At 47.1% G+C, this 22,989-nt stretch carries 5 protein-coding genes; all 5 read right to left on the bottom strand.

What is annotated here, in order from left to right; all coding sequences use genetic code 11:
* Window positions 1-63: 63 nt before the first annotated feature.
* Window positions 64-801, bottom strand: coding sequence for an ABC transporter permease (locus PPA03S_RS00050; RefSeq protein ID WP_062318735.1), 738 nt, complete (start codon window positions 799-801; stop codon window positions 64-66).
* The gene (locus PPA03S_RS00045; protein WP_062318734.1) at window positions 794-1,711 is read right to left on the bottom strand and encodes an ABC transporter ATP-binding protein; all 918 of its coding nucleotides are present in this window, start codon (window positions 1,709-1,711) and stop codon (window positions 794-796) included. Before PPA03S_RS00045 ends, PPA03S_RS00050 begins: the two co-directional genes overlap by 8 nt.
* Window positions 1,712-1,797: 86 nt before the next feature.
* Window positions 1,798-2,838, bottom strand: a complete 1,041-nt coding sequence (locus tag PPA03S_RS00040; protein ID WP_062318733.1) for a sensor histidine kinase — start codon at window positions 2,836-2,838, stop codon at window positions 1,798-1,800.
* On the bottom strand, window positions 2,831-3,538 hold the full coding sequence (locus PPA03S_RS00035; protein ID WP_062318732.1) for a response regulator transcription factor: 708 nt from the start codon (window positions 3,536-3,538) through the stop codon (window positions 2,831-2,833). The genes PPA03S_RS00040 and PPA03S_RS00035 overlap by 8 nt, the downstream gene beginning before the upstream one ends.
* 193 nt (window positions 3,539-3,731) lie before the next feature.
* Entirely contained in the window at window positions 3,732-22,961 is a 19,230-nt protein-coding gene (locus tag PPA03S_RS00030) for a non-ribosomal peptide synthetase (protein ID WP_062318731.1), read from the bottom strand.
* Window positions 22,962-22,989: the final 28 nt, after the last annotated feature.

Below are 22,989 nucleotides of genomic sequence, written 5' to 3'. Positions count from 1 at the left end.
GTGAACTCATCACTCTGTTTACGGATAGGGGATTATAACGATTTGGTATAACTTCTTTTTTTATTAATGGATATCTATTTTCTTGAAATAACCGATGGCCAGTCCAAGACAGATGATGGACGTAGCAGCGATCGAAATATATGAATACTCTGGCGGATATTTGGCTTCCAGTGTTCCATTGGCAATATCCAGTGCTGCGGTCCATGGAAATAATCCGCGATGTTCACTTGTAGCGAGCATTACATTCACCAATGTAATAATAATGGTTACGATAATCGCCGGAACAAAACTTTTTAATACGAGCGTAATCAGAATGATTGGGGTCGACAGCAGAAACAATAAAAGACCTGCCACTACATAGTTGCTGAGCGAGTTGAGCACGAACTGTGGAGTAAGACCTGCAAATTGACCCAGCGAACCAAAAATGATCGCCAGCGCCCAAGCGGATAATGTAAGCAGCATAATCCATCCCAGCAGCATAATCCATTTGGACATCAGCAGAGCGACCCTGGAAACGGGAATGGTCAGCAGATTCTTCATTGTATCCTCTGCATATTCCCTGTTATACAGGTAAGCGGTAATAACCCCATACAACGGAACCCCAATGACCAATACAGCATATATGCTTGTGTTGGACATAAGCACACTGAATTGTGCCACAAGGTATGGCTCCTTTGTTTTCATTTGCACAAACATGGCGGCAGCAACCATCAAAGGGGCAACAGCCGCGCCGATGATACTAAGCAGAAACATTTTTGATCGTTTCAGTTTTAGAAGTTCACTGTAAAGCAGATTAACCAATGGTTCCACCTCCAACCAGCTTGGTGAAATAGTCTTCCAACCGATCCTCACTCACCATAATTTTGGTTACATCGATGTCATTCTCCATAAAGAGCCTGTTCAGCTTCCCTTGTTGTCCAAGGTGGGAATAAACCCGGATGTTGCGTTCATCATGAACTTCATATTCAGCCTGATCCAAACCGTCGAGAATTACCGTGGCCTTATTATCATCTGAAACTTGAAATTCGGTGTATTTGCGGTTCCTTTTACGAAGCTGCTCAAATGAAATTTCCTCCAGCAGATTCCCTTCGTGAATAATGCCCATGTAATCAACCAGCTGTTCTATTTCCGACAAAATGTGGCTTGAGATCAAAATGGTAATATTCCTCTCCGCGGCCAGATTTTTGATCAGCCTGCGAATTTCCTTGATCCCAATCGGATCAAGTCCATTGGTAGGTTCATCGAGAATGAGCAATTCAGGATAGTGCAGCAGGGCTCGGGCAATGCCTAACCTTTGTTTCATTCCCAAAGAATATTTGCCAACCAACTTTTTGGTTTCATTTTGCAAACCTACGATTTCAAGCGAGTCCTCAATTGCATTCTTTTTGTATATCCCCATGATTCGAGCGTTGATGGATAAATTCTCGCGGGCAGTCAGATTCTCATAAAATCCGGGTACTTCCACGATCGAGCCGGTTCTTCTTAATATTTCTTTTTGATTGGTAAACAGGTTCTCTCCAAATATCTCAATCTCGCCATGTGTTGGTTTGATTAGACCAAGAAGCATACGGATCGTCGTTGTTTTCCCTGCACCGTTGCGTCCAAGAAAGCCGTATATCCCACCTTGGTGAACAGTCATATTCAGTGAATTGACTGATTTTTGAGTCCCGTATTGTTTGGTAAGATTCGTTGTTTTGATAATTACACTCACGTCCAGCGCACCTTCCTTCCAAGAACTGATAATTTCATTCTAGGTTTCAGATTTTAAATAGCGCTTATCCAAATCTTAACTATCTCTTAATTGTGTTGTGACAGTGACACCCGTGTATACTCGGGGATCGTGAATATAAAGGATGTTTTCACCCCTGGTATGCTCTCTGCCTGCAAATGTCCCTCGTTTTTCTCGGCCAGTGTTCGGGCAATGGAAAGCCCAAGTCCACTTGCCCCAAGGACAGGACTACGTGAATGGTCACTGCGATACATTCGTTCAAACACCAGATTAAGCTCATTTTCCGATATCCCTGGGCCCTGATCCCATACGGTTAATTGAAAATTGTTATGACAACGTGCCATTTCAATACCCAGAACGCCCCCTTCATGCCCATACTGGATGGAATTTTGAATCAGATTACTGATTAAGCGATGGATACTTAGCCGATCTGCCATCACGAAACAAGAGTAATCGGGAAGTTGAATGTTCAGATCCATCTCTGCTTTTTTAAGACTTGGCATAAATTCAATCAAAATCTCCCTGGTCAATTCGGCCAGATCCAACGGCTCAGCCTGCATGGGCATCTCGTCTGCATCCAGTTTGGCCATGGTGAACATCTCATCTATCATTTTTTTCAAGTCCTTGGACTTTCTCGATAAAATATCCATATAATCGCTTCTCTCTTCTTCTGTTGAAGCAATATCATCCTTGAGCGCATCCACATAACCAATCATCGAAGTCAGCGGTGTACGAATATCATGAGAAATACTGGAAAGCAAACTTTTTCTCGCTGCCTGGGAACGCTGGGCATCGATCTTTACGTTTTCAAGCTGCTCCATCAGGTCATTCGCTGCAAAAACGATCTCATCCAGCAGTACATTCCCTTTGCTTAACATTCTTCTTTTCCCTTCTCCATTGACCGCCCGATGCAGTTCAGAAGCAATCGATTTCTGCTTGCTTCGAATCTGATATTGATTAACGAGTACCAAGATGCTGGTGAAAACGAACGCTGCAAACAACCACATTCGTGAACCATGCGACAAGCTAGTGTAGTATTCCAGGGCAAGTGCCCCAGCTCCGATAATCAACTGTAGACCGGATAACATCAAGACGGCATCTCTATTCATCCCGTTCACCTACAAATTTATAACCGATACCCCAGACGGTTTTTATAAATTGCGGATTCGAAGGATCGGATTCAATCTTCATTCGCAGCTTTCGAATATGTACCATAATGGTATTGTCATCATCCAAATACCCGTTATCCCATACATTTCTGAATAATTGGGCTTTGGTGAATACCTGACCAGGATTGGACATCATAAATTTGAGCAATTCCGTCTCTTTGCCTGTCAAATCAATCTCTTTGCCTTGAACATCAACCGTGTATGTTTTCAAATTCATCATCAATCCTTTGAAGCGAATAAACTCACTGTGGTCAGGGACCTCAGTACCAAGAACCATAAATCTGCGCATAAGCGCCTTAATTCTCGCAACCAGCTCATGAATGCTAAATGGTTTGGTAATATAATCATCCGCACCAATGCCAAGACCTATAATTTTGTCTGTTTCGTGATCTTTGGCAGTCACCATCATGATGGGGACGTTGCTGGTGCTGCGAATTCTTCGACAAGCTTCCATACCATCCATTTGAGGCATCATCAGGTCAAGAATGACCATATTATATTTGTGCTGTTGAAACAGCTGCAGCGCTTGTTCCCCATCTGCGGCAGTGTCTACGATATACATCTCCCGCTCCAAATATTTTCGGATCAGGTCTCGAATCTCCTTATCGTCATCCGCAATAAGTACACGAATATTTTGCATCATTTCAACCTTCTTTCCTGTCAGCATTTTGCATAATTCGATTCAACTCGCTACCGTGTATAAGATCTAGACGAATAGAAGCATTTCGATCTAAATCTTGGTGATTGAAAGACGCTCTTTGGATTTATGCAAAATGCTCATGTGTAAAAAAAAGGTTGGCGTTTCTGACTCACGAAACGCCAACCTTGAAATGTTATTTAGTACTTGTCAGCAGGAGTTCGTTGATGAGCGTTGCATTCTGTTTCACAATTTCCGGATAGTTTTTGTCGATCATCTCCATATGTTTGCCGTAACCTTTCACTTCTCGGAATTGTCCTGTGGTGGATTGGGCCCACAATGCAATTGAAGCATTGGCATCGGAAAGCCCTGAAGTCACATAACTGATGTTACCATCAATCGTACCAAAGGTTATGGCTTCATGAACATACAGGTAAGACTTTGTAATCAGCTCCAGCAAATAGTCATTAGCCAATTTCTCAAGGTCTTGATATTGACTCATGTTGAACTTTTGCTGAATCTCCTGCCTGATCTGTTCTTCAGTCAGACGATGTTCTTCCACTTCTATTCGGTATTTTGAGTCCAGTATAATCAGGTCACGCACTTCATATCCTCTGCGGTTAAGCTCCTTGGCGACATCGAAGGCCAGTACTCCACCCGAGGAATAACCCATTAGCGTGAACGGACCCTCCTTTTGAACATCAATCATCATTTGGGCGTACCGAGCAATCCGATCTTCTGAAGTAATGAAATTAAAGCTGTAAACTCCGAACGAGTCCAGATGCTGAGCAAGTGTCATGTAGGCAATACCCATCGAAGCAGCGGGAGGAAAACAGAAAACCATCCGATTTTTCTCGCTTGTCCGGGTTAGCTGCATGCAATCTTCGGTGTAGTCCTCCAAGAGATCTTTGGCTTTCTCAACAAAGTTCGCCAGATCAGCAATGGTTGGTTTCTCAAAAATATCTTTAAACGGAATTCTAAAATTCAGCAGACTGTACAAACGGGATACAAAAGACATCACATTTAACGAATTTGCACCCATCTCAAACAGATTTGCGTGTATACTGATTGGCTTTACGGGAAGAATGTCCTCCCAGATATTTGCCATGTGGCGTTCCAGTTCCGTTTCAGGTGGTGTGTAGGCTTGCTGAGCTGTCACACTGCCCTCTGGCTCAGGCAATGCCTTCAAGTCCACTTTCCCGTTCACTGTCAACGGGAGCTGATCCACCACAATGAAGAATGCAGGGATCATATATGCGGGAAGCTCGTCATGCAAGCCCTGTTTTAGTTGAACGATGTCCATCGCTCTACTCGGGTCCGCAGGCACGATGTACGCACAGAGATAGCTCTGCTGAGCATCATCTTTCCGCGGGGTCACAATGACATCTTTAACCTCCGGTTGTTGCAGCAAACGATACTCAATTTCTCCCGGCTCAATGCGATATCCCCTAATTTTCACCTGATGGTCGATTCGTCCGAGGAATTCCATGTCGCCGTTTGGCAGCCATTGCACCAGATCACCTGTCCGGTATAAGGTAGTCCCTTCTTTGAACGGATTGGGTACAAACTTCTGCATCGTTAGTTCCGGACGTCCGAAGTATCCTCGGGATACTCCATCCCCTCCAATGTAAAGTTCCCCTGGTGAACCAGCCGGAAGCAGTTGCTGATGTTGATTCAGCACATATAACTGCACATTTGCAGCAGGTTTCCCAATAGGTACTGAGATTCTCGTGTCCGTCTCGGGATTGTACGGATGGATCATGCAGCCTACAACCGTTTCCGTTGGCCCATATTCATTAAAGATCTGAACCTTGCCTCCAAAACTTTCGTACACTTCCCGAGCCAATTCCGATTTCAGGTCCTCACCACCTACAATCAGGCACTTGATACTGGATCGGGTATTGTCCATATCCTTAATCAGATTCAGATGTGATGGTGTCAATTTAACTACGCCTGCTTGCCGATCCCTGAATACATTCAGGATCACCGGTTCATCTCCACTGGTTGGATATACCACTATTTTATTTCCAGTAACCAATGGTGTAAAGATCGAAGTGATCGTCAAATCAAACGCAAAGGAGGAGTACAGGGCAAAATCAAGCTCCTGATTCTGTAAATAAACGTCCTTCGCCCAGAAAATATAATTGATCAGACCGCTGTGCGGAATCATTGTGCCTTTTGGCTTCCCGGTCGATCCTGAGGTGTAGATCATATACGCTACATCCTCCGGCCCAGCTTGCTGCTCCAGTGGTTCTGCTGAATAATGGCTATAATCTCCATCAATGGCCACGGATGTTCTGCCTGGCCCGGTATGGCCTTCTCCCATTTCCAATAGGATCGGTGAACCGCTATCCTCCAGAATCAATGCAATCCGCTCTGCGGGATATTCCGGGTCAATGGGCACATATGCTCCGCCTGCCTTCATAATTGCGAGAATGCCAACAATCATCTCGGGTGAGCGCTCAACCATAATGCCTACCATGGAACCTGGACCAACATGGATAGCCTTTAAATGTCTTGCCAATTGATTCGATTTTATGTCGAGCTGCCTGTAAGTCAGCACATCATCGCCCAACGCTACGGCAATATGTTCAGGGGTTTTGGCGGCCTGTTCACTGACCAACTGATGCATCGTCTTGCTCTTTGGATAGACTGATGCCGTATCGTTGTACTGATGCAACAGGGTAACCTGCTCTTGTTTCGTCATGATTTGTATGTCATCGACCCGCATGTTTTCATCTGTCACGATTTGTTTCAACAACGTAAGCATATGGTCTTCCATGACTTTCATCAGAGCTTCATCATATTTGCCCGAATCATAAGCAAACTTGATTACTAGCTCTTCACCAGGTATTGCAATCAGATTGAATCCATAATTCGTCTGTTCCTGACTATGGACGTCCTCAATGACAAACCCAATATCATTCGTGCCCTGTTCCACAAGACTTGAATCCACCGAGTAATTTTCAAAAACCATGATATGATCGATCAAATCTCTTTTCAGACTGCTCAAAGATGCAATTTCAGCCAGACCCAGATGGTGATGCTGACTTCCTTCAATGGATAAGGCCTGCATATCTCCAATCAGTTGTTTGAAGGTATGTCCCTCATCCCATTGAATCCGTGCAGGAATGGTGTTGATAAATAAACCAACCATGTTTTCGATCCCTCTTACTTGCGCTTCTCTCCCGGATACCACCGTTCCAAATACGACATCCGAAGTATCGTTGTACTTGGCAAGCATGATTCCCCAGACACACTGCATAACCGTATAAAATGTGACATGGTTTCGGTTGGCAAGATCATTCATTTGTTTCGTGAGCTGTCTGGAAATGCGGAATTGATGCTCCTGTGGAGTGGCCCCCTCGTTCAATGAACGAGAAGTTCCTGCAGGCAGCTGAACCTTGTTCTCATATCCGCCCAGATAATTCTTCCAGTACGAGACGGCTTCATCCTTGTTCAACGCCTGCAACCATTCCACATATTCACTGTAAGGTACAGGCTCGTGGAGCTGAATGTTTTTCCCAGTACGTTTGCATTCATAGAGTTGAACCAACTCTGCAAGAATGATGCCTCTTGCCCAGCCATCAAGCAAGATATGATGGTTACTCCAGATTAACGAGTATTGCTCCTTATCGGTCTGCAGCAGTTCGAATCGAACCAGTGTATCTTTGCCAAGATCAAAGCCTTTTCTTTTATCCTCCCTAGCAATTGACAATACATGAGTACCTCTGTCCTGTTCCGGCACTCCTCGAAGATCCCGGTATACAAAAGCAGCTTCTCGGTTTTGACAAATAATATTCCGCGGCTCTTCTGTAACTTGGTATTCAATGGACGCACGAAGCATTTCGTGACGCTGCATCAACAGGTTCAGACTCTCTTGAAACCGGTCAATGTCAAGATTACCTCTGATGTTCATGATCAGCTGCTCAAAATAAACCCTGTCTCCGCGATTCTCAAGTGCATGGTACAGCATCCCGCGCTGCATGTTAGCCAAAGGATATATTTTCTCAATTCGCTCTGGGCCGAACTTTTGCGTAATCACTTTCAAATTTTGCAGCGTTACATACGGATCTCCATAATCGGATGGCGTTTTTTCGGGCTGCTGCTGCACACAATGTTCAATGACCAGCTGGAGCATTTTTTGGTAGGTTGTCGCCAAGTTCTCAACAATGGATTCATCAAACAACTTGTGGTTATAGGTGATGTTAATCTCCAATTGACCTTCGGCCACATATGCAATAACTTCCATTGGATTGGCACGAATGACATCATCGCCAACCGAATTGCCCGCTGATAACCAGGAAGAACGAAACAGGCCGCTGTTGATATCCTGATCCATTTGTCCCAAATAATTAAACAACAGGAGTGGTGTCTGCTCTTTCAACTTTGGCAATTCAGTAGTCATATATTTCAATATTCCGTAACCAATTCCTTTGGCTGGAACCCTTCTTAGCTGCTCTTTTACCTCCTTGATGGTTGTACCGAGCCCTTCCTCATTCCCGAGATCGATACATACCGGATATTTACTTGTAAACCAGCCAACCGTACGACTGATATCCAATTCGTCTCCCATAAGCTCGCGACCGTGACCTTCCATCGTTACCTTAACTTTATTCGCTCCTGCACATTCCTTGATGGAGAGAGCTAGAGCAGCCAGCAGAATGTCATTAATTTCGGTATAGTAGGCCTGGTTTGTCTCTCGCAAAAGTTGAGCAGTCCTCTCTCGGTCCAGCGATACGCTGCTCATTCGATTGTCTCCGTATCGGTACTCACTCAGATGAACTTCATTCCTAGGAAGAAATCCGGCTTCTTCTTGATCCGCCTTGATCCAATACGCACGCTCCTTTGCGAGACGACCTCCCTTCGCATATTCGCTCAGGAAAGCGGCATAGTACGGGTAAGAATCCGTAACCGGATAAAAAGAAAGATCTTGTCCTTCCAGAAGCTGCTGATATCCTATGGCCAAATCTTCCAGCAGAATTTTCCAAGATACCCCATCAATCAGCATGTGATGGATTACAATGAGCAGATGATCTCCCTGATCGGTTCTAAAAATGACGGCTCGCACCAGAGGTCCCTCGAAAATTTCGATGGATTCCTGTATGTTGGAGGCTGCCTGCTGCACCCTGATAAACAATTCCTGCTCATCAAGACCAATCATGTCCTGTACATCCAGTTGGAAAAGACCTGCTTCATAATCAAGATGGGTCTGCACCACCTTGCCTTGTTCCTCACGATAGGACATCCGCAAGACATCGTGATGCATCATTAACCCTTCCATAACCTGCCGGACTGTCTCCGGATTGAATCCCTTCTCCCGGTACAACATCAGGGATTGATTAAAGTGGTTCATTCCTGTACGTTGATGCTGCAAGAAATAAGACTTCTGGATAGGTGTAAGATCAATCGGACCCCTCATACGCTGCTTCATCCGGTCTACACGGGAATCTTCTCTAACATAACGCCCCAGCAACTTGATCTGTGGATTAGCAAATAGTTCTTTCATGGTCAGCTTTTTGCCAGCTCTGGACAGTCTGGATATAATTTGCAAGGCTTTGATGGAATCCCCACCGGAAGCAAAGAAGTGATGGTTAATGCCGATTGGCTTGAAGCCAAGCACCTCTTCCCATATTGAAACGAGCAAGATCTCCGCTTCGTTTCTTGCGGCCTCATAGACCGTCTCTCCACCCATGCTTGCATCCGGTTCGGGAAGTGCACGTACATCCAGTTTCCCATTGCCGGTCAGAGGCAGGGTATCCAATTGCATAAAATGCGTAGGAATCATATATTCAGGCAATTCGACACCCAGATGAACGCGAATTTCGTCCAATGGTATCGATCTGTTTGCGGTGAAGTAGGCACAGAGCACGGTATCCTGTTCCTGGTTTGCTCCAGGTACGATAACGGCCTCTCGTACACCTTCGAGAAGCAGCATTTGTTTTTTGATTTCATCCAGTTCAATCCGATAACCACGCACTTTCACCTGATTATCCTTCCGACCTGCCAGTTCCAGCTTACCATCATGAGTCCAACGGGCAAGATCTCCTGTTCTGTACATGATCCGCCCCGGCTGGAATGGATCTTCAACAAACTTCTCCCGGGTCATTTCTGCCTGATTGAAATACCCACTGGACACTGCTTCACCCGAAACACAAATTTCACCAAATACACCCTGGGGCACCAGATGGTCATGCTTATCAAGCACGTATACCACAGTGTTATCAATCGGTCTGCCAATAACCGGATGATCTATAAAGGAACGAACATTCACAGACGACAGGTTATGAAAAACCACACCAATCGTCGTTTCAGTTGGACCATAATGATTCATAATTCGGCTGTTTGGATACTCCCCAAGATACTTTTTCACATCGGTTGTATTTATCTTCTCCCCGCCAAGCACAACAAGCCTCAGCACAAGCTGCCATTCTGCAAAGGCAGGGTCATGGAGCAGCAGATTGAACAATGAAGGGGTCAGTTTAATAAATGTGATACGCTGCTGAGCCATCATTTGTAATGCTCTGGCCGGATTGGTGTAGTCTTCCTTGCTTGGAACGTGAAGCTCGCCTCCTTGCAGCAGGGATGAAAATACACCTGTGTATCCCAGATCAAAAGCACTCGAAGACATCAGCATCGTTCGATCTGCCGCTGAGATTCCCGCTTCGCGGATAAACCATTGAACGTAATTAACAATATTTCTGTTCCGAACCATAACCCCTTTCGGAGTACCTGTTGACCCAGAAGTATAGATCATATAGACCTGCTGTTCAGGCGAAGTCGGCAGAGATAGATCTGTGGAGTCAAAGTGCTCGATACTGCCGTCGTTAACCTGACAGACATCGCCACTGAAAGATAACCCCTTGGACAACGGATGATCCGTCAACAGAAGGATAGCCTGACTGTCTTGCAAAATAACATTTGTCCTGTTCACGGTCTGCTCAGGATCAATCGGTAAATAGATGGCTCCCGTTTTAAGAACGGCCAGCATGCTTGTAATCAAATCCACAGATGGACTAACGCATACAGCGATAACCGAATTCGGCGCAGCTCCTCTTGCTCTTAGCGAGCGGGCCAGTTGATTAGCTCTGCGATTCAACTCTTCATAAGATAACTCGTTTTCCCCCGACACCACTGCCCGTTGCCCGGATGATCTCCTCACTTGCTCCTCGAACAGTTCGATCAGGGCTGTATCTGTTCTGTATTGCACAGACTGACCACAGGATAGCTGCATAATGGAACGGGTTTCTACTGAGGTGATGAATGGAATATCCTGCAGCCTCAACGCGGCATCGTTACTGATATTATCCAGCAATTCAACCAAGTGGCCTGCCATCCGCTCTATTGTTTCAGGCTTAAACAATTCCGTAGAGTACGTGAACACACATTTGATCCGGCCCTCAGCCTCCATTGCGGTTAAGGTGATATCAAATTTGGATCGGATGTTGGTTGGAGGAAGTGAAGTGAACTGCACACCCTCCAATGCAAGCTCCTCACTGTCATAATTCTGGAATACCAGCATCGTATCAAACAAGGCGCTTCGGCTCATATCTCTTGCCAAGGCAAGCTGTTCAACCAGTTCATCGAAAGCATAATCCTGGTTTTCATAGGCCTGAAGTGTATTCTCCTTGATCTCGTTAAGATATTCCCTGAACGTAAACGTGCCTACCGGACGATTCCGAAGTGCCAGTGTATTAATGAACAAACCGATTACATTTTGCAGTTCCGGCTGGGAATTGCCTGCTACCGGCGTTCCCACGATAATATCCTCTTGCCCGGTGTATCGATGTAACAGTGTTGTATAACCAGCTAGCAGAAGCATAAATAAGGTTACACCCTCTGTTTGAGCCAATTGAGACAGCCGCTGCGACACACTCTCAGATAACTCAAAGGGAAACAGTTCGCCTTCATAATTACGATGTTGCGGTCTTGCATAATCGATAGGCAGATCCAGGAGCGGAACTTCCCCTTTATAGGTACTGAGCCAGTAGTCCTGCTGTGCCTGCATCACATCCGTTGTTCTGGACCGTGCTTGCCACTCGGCATAATCCCTGTATTGCAATTGTAGTGGTTCAAGCGTTTGTCCTTCATACAGGGCGCTCAGCTCCCTGGTCAAGACGCCCATGGATACACCGTCCGCAATAATGTGATGCATATCCATAATCAGACTGTATTCCGCAGGCCCCATCTGCATAAGTTCAACCCGCAGCAACGGAGCCTGAGTCAGATTGAACGGACGTACAAATCCCGCCTGCCACGCTTCTAAAGTCTGTTCACCCAGCTCGCGAGAGGTGATCCTGAATTCCACCTGTTGATCAATTCGTTGAACAGGCTGTCCATCAACCATATGGAAAGAAGTCCTGAACGATTCATGACGCTTGATCAGACCCTGAAAAGCTCTTTCCAATTGGCGTACATCCAGATTGCCAGATATTTTCATAGCATAAGGCATATTGTAGGCCAGGCTCGAATCTTCCAGCTGATGCATAATAAAAAGTCTTTTTTGTGCGGAGGAGAGCGGGTAGAACTCCTTCGTTTCCGCTTTGGTTATGGTCTCATAGCTGCTGGAACGAGCAGACTCAATCCACTGGGACAAGGCTCTGACAGTAGGCGTTGCAAATACTTGTCTCAATGGTAAGGCAACACCGAATGCCTTGTGGACACGAGAAACGAGAGCCGAAGCTTTCAGTGAATGCCCTCCAACTTCAAAGAAATTGTGGCTTACGCCAATATGGTCATTGTTTAGCAGCTGATGCCAGAGTGCAAGCAATTCCGCTTCCACCCTGCTACCCGGAGCTTCATAACCCCCAAGTGCAGACACGCCCGCTTCCGGGGCTGGCAGCGCTTTGCGATCCACTTTCCCGTTGGAGGTCAGTGGCAATTGATCCATCTTCACAATGTAGGCTGGCATCATATAATCCGGCAATTGAAGAGACAACTGTTGTCTGATTTGTTGCGTAACCGCATCATCTGCTACCTCGTTCAGGGTGATATATGCACAGATATATTGTGTATGCTCTTCATCCGCCCTGGCTACAACGAATGCATCCTTGACGATATGAAGCTGAAGCAATTGATGTTCAATTTCACCCAATTCAATTCGATATCCCCGGATTTTAACTTGATGATCCATTCGACCCAGGTACTCCATGCTGCCATCTGCACGCCATCTGGCCAAGTCGCCTGAACGATACATTTTCTCACCAGGATAGAACGGATCTTCGACAAATCGTTCTTCCGTAAGACTGGATCGATTGAGGTATCCTCTGGCAAGCCCTTCCCCTGCAACGTATAACTCACCTGCACATCCTACAGGCTGCAATTGGCGATACTGGTTCAGAATATATGCCCTGAGTGTAGGGATGGGCTGACCTATATTACTTCTGCCCATTTGCATATCAGACAGGGTAATCTCCTTATAGGTAACATGAACCGTAGTCTCCGTAATGCCGTACATATTAATTAACTTTGTAGATGGATAACGCTCATGCCATGCTGCCAATAAGGACGGACTTAGCGCTTCTCCACCAAAAATGACTTTTCGCAAAGACAATTCCTTCTGTGGAAGCTTCGCCTCTTCATGCATCAATCGGTAGAAGTAAGATGGCGTCTGATTCAGAATGGTTACCTTTTCACGGATTAATAATTGCAGGAATTCTCCAGGCTGTTGGGCGACCAGATGTGGAACGATAAGTAAGGTACCGCCGTACAACAGTGCTCCATACATCTCCCACACCGAAAAATCAAAACAGAAGGAATGGAACATCGTCCATACATCGTTCTCGCTGAAATTAAATCGATTACGGTCATTGATCAACAAACGCACGACATTTTTATGCTCAATCAGCGTTCCCTTCGGATTCCCAGTCGTACCTGAGGTATAAATGACATAGGCGAGATCATGTGACTGAACGGATGTCTCCAGATTTCCTGCATCCTCATGATACGAGTCCTCTTCCTCCAGCACAACGCATGAACCACGGTGAAGACCACGATCCATTCCTTTTTCAGAAACCACCAGCAGGTGGATCCCCGAATCCTCCAGCATATAGCTGATACGGTCATCCGGATAGGTGGGATCAACAGGTATATATGCAGCTCCCGCTTTTAACACTGCCATGATGCCAACGATCATATCGACTGACCGATCCGCCATAATCCCAATGAATTGCTCTGTTCCTCCTGTAAGAGAAAACAGCGTACGAGCCAGTTGATTGGAACGCTCATTCAGCTCCGTGTACGTCATATGACGATGCTCATCCCGGACAGCAATTCGATCAGGCGTACGTCGAACTTGCTGTTGGAACAGCTCATGAATGGTCATATTTCGCGGGTAATCCGCATCAGAGTTATTGAAAGAATTCAGGAGAACCTCACGCTCTTGACCGCCCACAAGCTGAATGTCAGCAAGCTGATGATGATCAGCTGAAGTAACTTGTTCTGCCACACTCCTAAAATGTTGATCCATACGCTCGATGATGGATGAATCATATTTATTACCATCATACGTAATCACAAGGGTCAGACTGTCACCAGGTGTTGCTGAAATCAGGAATCCATAGTTGCTCTGTTCCTCCGCATGCAGTCCGGTAATTTCAAAACCAACCCCCGTGCTGGATTGTTGAACAGCTCCATGATCCAGGGCATAGTTCTCAAATACGAAGACGTGATCCATTAATTCCTTGTTGAGGTCGCTCAATGCCTGAACCTCAGCCAAATTCAAATAATTGAATTGCTGACTTTCAACAGCTTGTTTCTGAACGGCCTGGAGTACGTCGCCAAAATGCTTTTGATGCGGGTAACCAATCCGAACAGGAATCGTATTGATGAACAATCCGATCATCTCTTCTATGCCTTCAACTGGCGCTTCTCTGCCAGAGACTACGGTTCCAAATATGACGTCTTCCGTATCATTGTATCTGGCGAGCACCAGACCCCAGATACATTGAATGACGGTATTCAACGTCACACCATAACGAGCACCTATTTCATTTAATTGGCGGGTTAACTCCTGTCCCAAAGATATCGTCTGTTCTTTTCGCAAATACGGAACATCATGCTCTGTAAGAAGCGAACCTGGAACACTCGACTGTGTGTCATAATTCTCCAGATAACGTCTCCAATACGCTTGGGCCTCATCCTTGTCCTGACGAGTGAGCCATTCAATGTAATGATGATATCGTTTCGGCTCCTTCAGATTGTGCGCTTTATTCTCAAGTTTGGCCTTATAGATCTGGAACAGCTCGGATAATATAATTCCCAGACACCATCCATCCAGCAAAATATGATGATGGCTCCATACAAGAGTGTAGGATTGATCAGTGGTGCGAAACAGAGCTGCACGCATGAGTGGCTGTGTATCCAGACGGAAACCGCGAGCCTTATCCTGACGTAAAAAAGTATTCAATTGCGCTGCTGACTGATCTTTCTCCAAACCTCGCCAGTCTTGCTGTTCAAATTCAATGGTGAGGTTTTGCATAATGACCTGTCTCGGTTCTTCCAAATCTTGATGTATGAATGAAGCTCTCAATGCTTCATGTCTGTTCATGAGCTCGTTAAAGCTGGATTGCAAGTAATCCGGGTTCACTTCCCCGCGGATCTCCATGACCGTTTGCTGGAAATACGCAGTTGATGACACATCCTCCATCGCGTGAAAGAGCATGCCTTGCTGCATATTGGTTAACGGATAAATCCGCTCAATGATCACGCCCGAACAGGCTGACTTAATAAGATCTAACTCCTCCAGTCCTAGGTTTGGATCACCATAGTCGGAAGGCGTATATGTCGTTTCATGCTGAGACAAGCAATGGTCCACAATTTCCGTTAATCGTTCGAAAAACGTCTCTGCAAACCTGCTTACAAGCGGCATGTCCACCGCAGTTTGGTTTGCAGTTACGTTGAGATGTAACTTCCCACCCGATACGAAGGTATTCAGTTCAATCGGGTTATTTCGGGCGATATTGCCACCAATCGTTTGCCCCGTAGAGAAACGGGACTCCCTGAACATGGCTTCCCCAATCATGCCTCCGTCCATCTCGCCGAGATAGTTAAACGAAATGGATGCTGGACGCTCCGTCTGCAATTCCGGCATCCGGGCCACATATTTCAGTGCTCCATAGCTGAAGCCTTTATGTGGTACCTTCCGCAATCCCTCTTTCACCCGTTTGATCGTGGTCGAAAGTTCGTCCTCTGCCTCTCCTTCCAGCAGCACTGGGTACAGCGTTGTAAACCAGCCCACGGTGCGACTGACATCGATCCCCTCCAGCACATCTTCCCGGCCATGGCCTTCCAGGTTCACTTTCAGCTTCAGCTCGCCTGTCAGCTTCCGCACCGCAAGGTACAGCGCACTGAGCAGCAGATCATTAATCTCCGTCTGGTATGCCCGGTTGCTCTCCCGCAGCAACTGCCGGGTGACCTCCGCACTCAGGGTGCTTTGCAGGGTTTGGCTGTCCGTGAATCGATCCGGGCCTGCCGCTTCCTCCCGTTCTCCCAGGTTCAGTCCAGCTCCCTCCGCGGCAAGCCTGCTCCAGTAGGCTCGCTCCTTCGCAGCCTGTGGGCTGTTCGCGTACTCCTGCACAGCTTCCGCAAAGCGCTGGTAAGAGTCCGTCTTCTCCCCCGCATCCAGCTCTTCTCCCCGCTCCGCCTGCTGATACAGCACTTCCATATCCTCCAGCAGGATTCGCCAGGATACCCCGTCCACGACCAGGTGATGAATCGCCAGCAGCAGATGGTCACCATCTTCGGCTTCAAACCATCCGACCTGCACCAGCTTGCCCTCTTCCAGATTGCATGCCTGCTGCACCCGGGTAGCCGCTTCATAGACCTGACGCTCCGGTTCATCCCAGCCCCGTGTATCAAACCGGTGCAGGGTATACATCCGCTCCCCGGTAGGCACGGGACGGTTGAATTGTCGGATGCTGCCGTCTGCTTGCACCTCATACCTCATGCGCAGCGCATCATGATGCTCCAGCAGCCGGTCCAGCACCTGTTCCAGCACGTCCGGCTTGAACCCGGCCGCCCGGTGCAGCATAAAGGACTGGGTGAAGTGGTTTCGTTCCGCTGTATTGTTCGCAAAAAACCACTGCTGAATCGGAGTCAGCTGCACTTCCCCTTCCACCGGCTCCTGGTCAATGCGCTCCCGCTGATCCCATTTCACATACGGGGAAAGATCCCGAATCTTCGGATAGGCAAACAAATCCCGGACCTCCATCCGCAGTCCTGCCCGAGCCAGACGTGATCCGATCTGGAGTGCCTTGATGGAGTCTCCCCCGGAGACAAAGAACTGGTGATTGATACCCAGCTCCTCCATGTTTAGCACGTCACGCCACACGTCCACCAGTATGCGCTCCACCTCGCTGCGCGGTGCTTCCGTCTCCGGTCCGGCAGGCAGATGGTGATCCGGCTCCGGCAGCGCCTTGCGGTCCAGCTTGCCATGGGACGTCAGCGGCAGCTGCTCCAGCTGCACGACATATGCCGGGATCATATATTCCGGCAGCTCCGCTTCCAGCCAGTCCCGAACAGTAGCGGCTGTCCACACTGCCTCGCCTTCGGATACAACATAGGCGCATAACGCCCCATTTCCATGCGAGTCCTGATGAGCCAGAACTGCTGCTTCCCGGATGGCCGGATGTTTCAGCAGTTGCTGCTCGATCTCGCCAAGCTCAATCCGATAGCCACGGATTTTCACCTGTTGATCGGTACGCCCCATAAATTGCAGGTTGCCACCAGGCAGCCAGCGCACCAGATCACCTGTCCGGTACATTTTGCCGCCAGGTTCATGCGGGTTGTCCACAAATTTCTCAGCTGTCAGTTCTGGATTATTCAAATAACCTCTTGCCAAACTTTGACCCGCAATGTACATCTCTCCTGTCACGCCTGTTGGACAGAATTGAAGATGATCATTCAAAATAAAAATTCTTGTATTCGTAAAAGGTTTGCCTATGGGAATGACAGCCTCTAAGGAATGGACTTCATGCAGAGTGGTAACCACCGTATTTTCCGTCGGCCCGTAAGCGTTGATCAGCCTGTAATTCGGAAGGGCATGAAGTTTGAGCTGTTCTCCCCCCGAGACAAGCAAACGCAACGACGAGTTCGGCAGTTCAATAAAGGATTCACATACCTTGGAAGATAGCGTTGCAACCGTTATTCCATGCTCCTTTACGTACTCATCCAGCCTCGAAAGATCCAGTCTCCGATCGGCCGGAATGATATGAAGCGTCGCCCCTGACATCAATGCCGGGAAAATTTCACTTATAGAAGCGTCAAAGGTCATTTGAAGATAGTTTGCAACCCGGTCTTTCTCTGTTAACTGTAAAGCATCTATATATCCACAACAGAAGTTGGTCAAGGCGCTTTGCTCAACCTGTACCCCCTTTGGCTGACCCGTGGAGCCTGATGTGTAGATAATATATGCCAAATCGTCAGGACTTGCTGTCATCGCTGCCGAATCAGCCACAGACGGAATTTGAAGCGATGCTGCAGCATTCCAATCCTTCAATGCTGCCTCATCCAGAATGAATGGCACACATTCGGAATCAGCAGCCCGGAGCTGCTCCGTCCAATGGCTCTGGGTCACAACCAGTCCTGCTCCGCTATCCCGAAGCATGTACCGGATTCGCTCAACCGGAGTTGATGGGTCCAGTGGTAAATATGCCCCTCCCGATTTCATAATTCCGAGAATGCCCGCAATCATTTCTACAGACCGATCCATCATAATACCAACGACCGTTTCTCTGGTTACACCACGCTGACGCAGGCGGTCTGCAAGCAAAATCGCCGCTTCATTCAGTTCATGATAGGTCATGCTTCTGCCGTCATGGACAACCGCAACCTGATCAGGTGTCCGTACAGCATATTGCGCAATCCAATCGTATACCCGCTGGTGCAGCGGATAAGAGCGGGCGTTATCATTATAAACATGCTGTAGTATCTGCTTCTCTTCCTCAGATACAACTTCATACTCACCCAGCTTGCCGTGGGGATTGCTTAATATCCCTTTTAATAATTGAATAAAGTGTTGGCTCATGTTTTCAACCGTTTGAAGGGAGAACAGGTCACTGCAATATTCCAGTTCAAACTCAAGGCGGCCATTCTGTTCGACCGCAGCAAGGGTCAGATCAAATTTGGCAATAGGCAGCTCCGTCTCATAAGGCTCAACGTGTAAATCACCCCATTGTTGTCCGGATGTACGCTCAAGCTCCAGATTTTGCAGCACAAACATCGTATCCACCAATGCGTTTCTGCTTCTGTCTCTTGAGACATGAAGCTTGTTGATGAGCTCATCAAGCGGATAATCCTGATTTTCATAAGCCTGTAATGCATTTTCCTTCACTTCTCCAAGGAACTCACTAAAGGACCGTTTTGCTACAGGATAATTGCGCATAGCAAGTGTATTAACAAACATACCGATCACCTGCTGGAGATCTGCGTGTTTACGCCCCGCAATCGGAGATCCCACAACAATGTCATCTTGTCCTGAATATCTGGAGAGTAAAGTTGTATAAGCAGCCAGCAGTACCATATATAATGTCGCTTCATGATCTCTGGCCAATTGATGCAGTTCGCGTGTAAGCTGTTCGTCACATGAAAATTGCACCCGATTTCCTTTAAAAGAATATACTTGCGGCCTTGGCCAGTCTGTCGGCAATTGAAGGACCGGAATTTCTCCCTCGAATCGATTTAGCCAGTAGGTTTCCTGTGTCTTGAGTCCTTCACTGTTAAACCAATCCTTCTGCCACTCCGAATAATCCTTGTACTGTAACTTCAGCTCAGGCAGAGTTTTCCCCTCATACAATTCACGGAACTCCTGAACAAGCACCCCCGTTGACACACCATCTGCGATAATGTGATGCATGTCCATCACCACTACATGTTCCTGTTCACTGATTTTCATGAGTTCGATCCGCATTAACGGGGCCTTGTCCAGCTCGAATGGGCGAATTCGATCGGAAAGCGTTTCTTCCAGAGATCGGTTTCCACGTTCAATATGTTCAACAGCAAACGGAACATCTGAATGAATTCGTTGGACGGGTTCGCCATCTACAATGACAAAGGACGTCCTGAATGACTCATGTCTCTGCACCAATTGCCGGAATGCCTCTTCAAATCGCATTACGTCTAGTCTGCCAGATACCTTCATCACTGCAGGCATATTATATGAAGTTCCGGTATCCGAAATCTGATGAAGCATATGAAGTCTGCGCTGAGCAGAAGAGAGTGCATAATAGGACTTTGATTCGGCCGGCTGGATGGAAAGATAATCCTCTTTGGCAGCAGATTTAATGTAATTGGCAATTCCTCGGATGGTTGGAGCAAGGAAAAGCTGTCGAATCGGCACCATCACCTGAATCTCTTTGTGAATTCGTGATGCCAGTGCTGTCGCTTTAAGTGAATGACCGCCGGACTCAAAGAAGTGATCATGAACCCCCGCAATGGGCACTCCCAAAATTTCTTTCCATATCGTGCAAATGCGATTTTCCAGCACCGTACTTGGTGCTTCATATTGGTCATGCTTCAAGTGATCCATGCAATCTGCCGGCTCAGGCAGCGCCCTGCGGTCAATCTTCCCATTTCCAGTTAAGGGAAGCTCATCGAGCAGGATAAAATAAGAAGGAACCATGTAGTCCGGCAGGCGCTCCGATACATACGTACGAATCCCGGCTAAAGTCAGCTCTGGATCAGCCTTTAGATAGGCAATCAATATATCCTGATTTGCTTTATCTTTTCTCGTCACTACGATCCCTTCGCGAATGCCTTCATGCTCCAGCAGAACATGCTCAATTTCGCCAAGCTCGATGCGGTAACCACGCAATTTCACCTGATGGTCCAGGCGTTCAAGAAATTCAATATCTCCGTTTCGGAGACGACGTACCCGGTCCCCTGTTCGATACATCCGTTTTCCCTCAAGCAAGGGATGGGGAACGAATCGGGATTCCGTTAGCTCCTTGTTATTCAAATATCCCAAACTTAAACCATCACCGGAAATACATAATTCCCCTGGAATACCGGCTGGAACGGGATTATGGTACCGGTCCATCACCCAGACCGAGGTATTGGCAATCGGTTTTCCGATGGGAAGGTTGGTGACCCCTGTATCGATGGAACGGATGGGATAAGCTGTAGCAAATACCGTACTTTCTGTTGGTCCGTATACGTGAATCAGTCGGTCCGGGCCGAGAATGTCCAGTCCTTTCCTGGCCTGGGCTACGGATGCCCGCTCGCCCCCAAACAAAACTTTGCGGAAGCCGCGAAGACACTCCGGCTCACGATCAACAAGCAGGTTAAACAGTGCGGTCGTCATGAAAGAAACCGTGACCTTCTCATGCACGATAACCTCAGCGAGCGCCTGGGTGTCCAGAACCGTATCCTGTTTGAGCAGAACCAGACTGGCTCCGTTCAAAAGTGCGCCAAAAATATCAAAAACCGATCCGTCAAACGCATAATTGGAAAGCTGCAATATCCGATCTTCCGGGCAAATATCGATGTAGTCCGTCTCACATACAACCCGAATGACATTTGCATGAGAGATCATTACGCCTTTGGGTAATCCGGTGGAGCCAGACGTATAGATCATGTATGCCAGATCATCCATGCGGCTCTCCTTGTCATGCTTCACTTCCATTACCTGTGTGGCAGCCGCCATTTCCATGACCGCAGGCATCTGATCCATAGCGTTGACATTCAGCGGTAACCATGGAAAATCAGGCGGTGCCTGGCTGATCCATTCTGGCGATGTCAGGAGCATCGCAGCCCTGCTGTCCTGAAGCATATGACTTATTCTTTCTTCCGGCCAGCTCGGGTCCATGGGAAGATAAGCTGCCCCTGCTTTCAGAATCCCAAGTATGCCCGCGATCATATCTACCGATCGGTCTGCCAGCATTCCTACCACCGCATGTTCAGGTAGCCCAAATTGATATAACCGGGATGCCATTTGCTCCGCTTTTTCCTGCAATTCACGGTAGGTGATATGGGCTTCATCCATGATAAGGGCGGTGGCATGTGGTGTCTTCTGGACTTGTTCATCAAAAAGCTGGGATATGGTTTTCCATTTGGGATAATCCGTCACAGCCCCATTTGAAAACCTTTCAAGCATCGTAATTTCATCGTCCCCAACCAGCGTAATGTCCTGGATCTGGATACTCTCATCTGATGTAATTTGATGGACAATCGCTTTCATATGCTTCTCAATCTGATCCATCAGAGCCGACTCATAAACATGTTCATCATAAATGAGCAGCAGCGTCAATTTCTCCCCAAGTCCAGCAGCCATCGTAAACGGATAGTTGGTTCGTTCCTCTCCAGTGATCTCGTTGATCTCAAAACCCAGATTGGATCTCTCCGCCATCTTCCTCGTATCCAGAGCATAATTCTCAAACACAACGACATGATCAAGCAGATCATGTTTCAGTTCAGTGCGGGCCTGCACTTCGGCCAGACTTAAATATTGATACGCCTGACTGCTCAGTGCGTCCGATTGAATCTTTTTCATAAGCTCCACAAATGGTTGCTCTCCCGAAAAAGTGACCCGTGTAGGAATGGTATTGATAAACAAACCAACCATATTCTCGATGCCATCAACAGCTGCATCCCTCCCGGATACAACGGTCCCAAAGACAGCATCTTCGTTATCATTATATTTGGCGAGCAGAAACCCCCACATCGCTTGAATGACGGTGTGGAGTGTCACGGCATGTTTCTGCGCCATCTCTTTCATTTTTGTAGTGAGGGCTTGAGAAAATTCGATTTTCTTCTCGTTTCTGGAAAACGGCATGTCACTTGTAGGTCGGTTTGTTGCAGGCAGCCCAGTCTTCTCACTGTATCCGGACAGATAATGATCCCAGTAACCAAGCCCCTTTTCCTGGTCCTGCTGCTGGAGCCACTTCATATAATTGCTATAAGGCCGGGTATCTGCCATCTCAGATTGTAGGCCATTGGATCTGTCAGCATATATATCCAGTAATTCGTTGAAGAGAATGCCCATGCTCCAACCGTCCAGTATCATATGGTGAAACGTCCAGATCATCTGGAAGTGCTGTTCACCGGTACAAATCAGAGCAATTCGAAGCAGGCTATCCTTGGACAAATTAAATCCTTTTGCACGATCCTTCTCCATAAAATCTTGCATCAAGGCAGCAATTTCATCGTCTGACCTGCCTCGCAGATCTTGAAAGGTAAACCCGATGCTCCGTTTCGCAAGTACAACATGAACGGGTTCCTCCAACTTGGTATGAACAGACGCTCTCAATATTTCATGTCGTTCAAGCAACTGATTGAAGCTTTGCTCCAGAATTTCGGGATGAATCTCCCCGCGTATATCGAGTACCGTTTGTTCAAAATAGGCATCTTCGGACGGATGTTCAAGCGCATGAAACAGCATTCCTTTTTGCATCGGGGATAATGGGTAAATTTTCTCGACTTTTGCCTTCATGGACCGATATCATCTCCTTATTGGATCG

The organism is Paenibacillus pabuli NBRC 13638 (assembly GCF_001514495.1).
GTDB classification, from domain to species: Bacteria; Bacillota; Bacilli; order Paenibacillales; family Paenibacillaceae; genus Paenibacillus; species Paenibacillus pabuli.
This window is presented reverse-complemented; position numbering and strand designations above follow the sequence as displayed.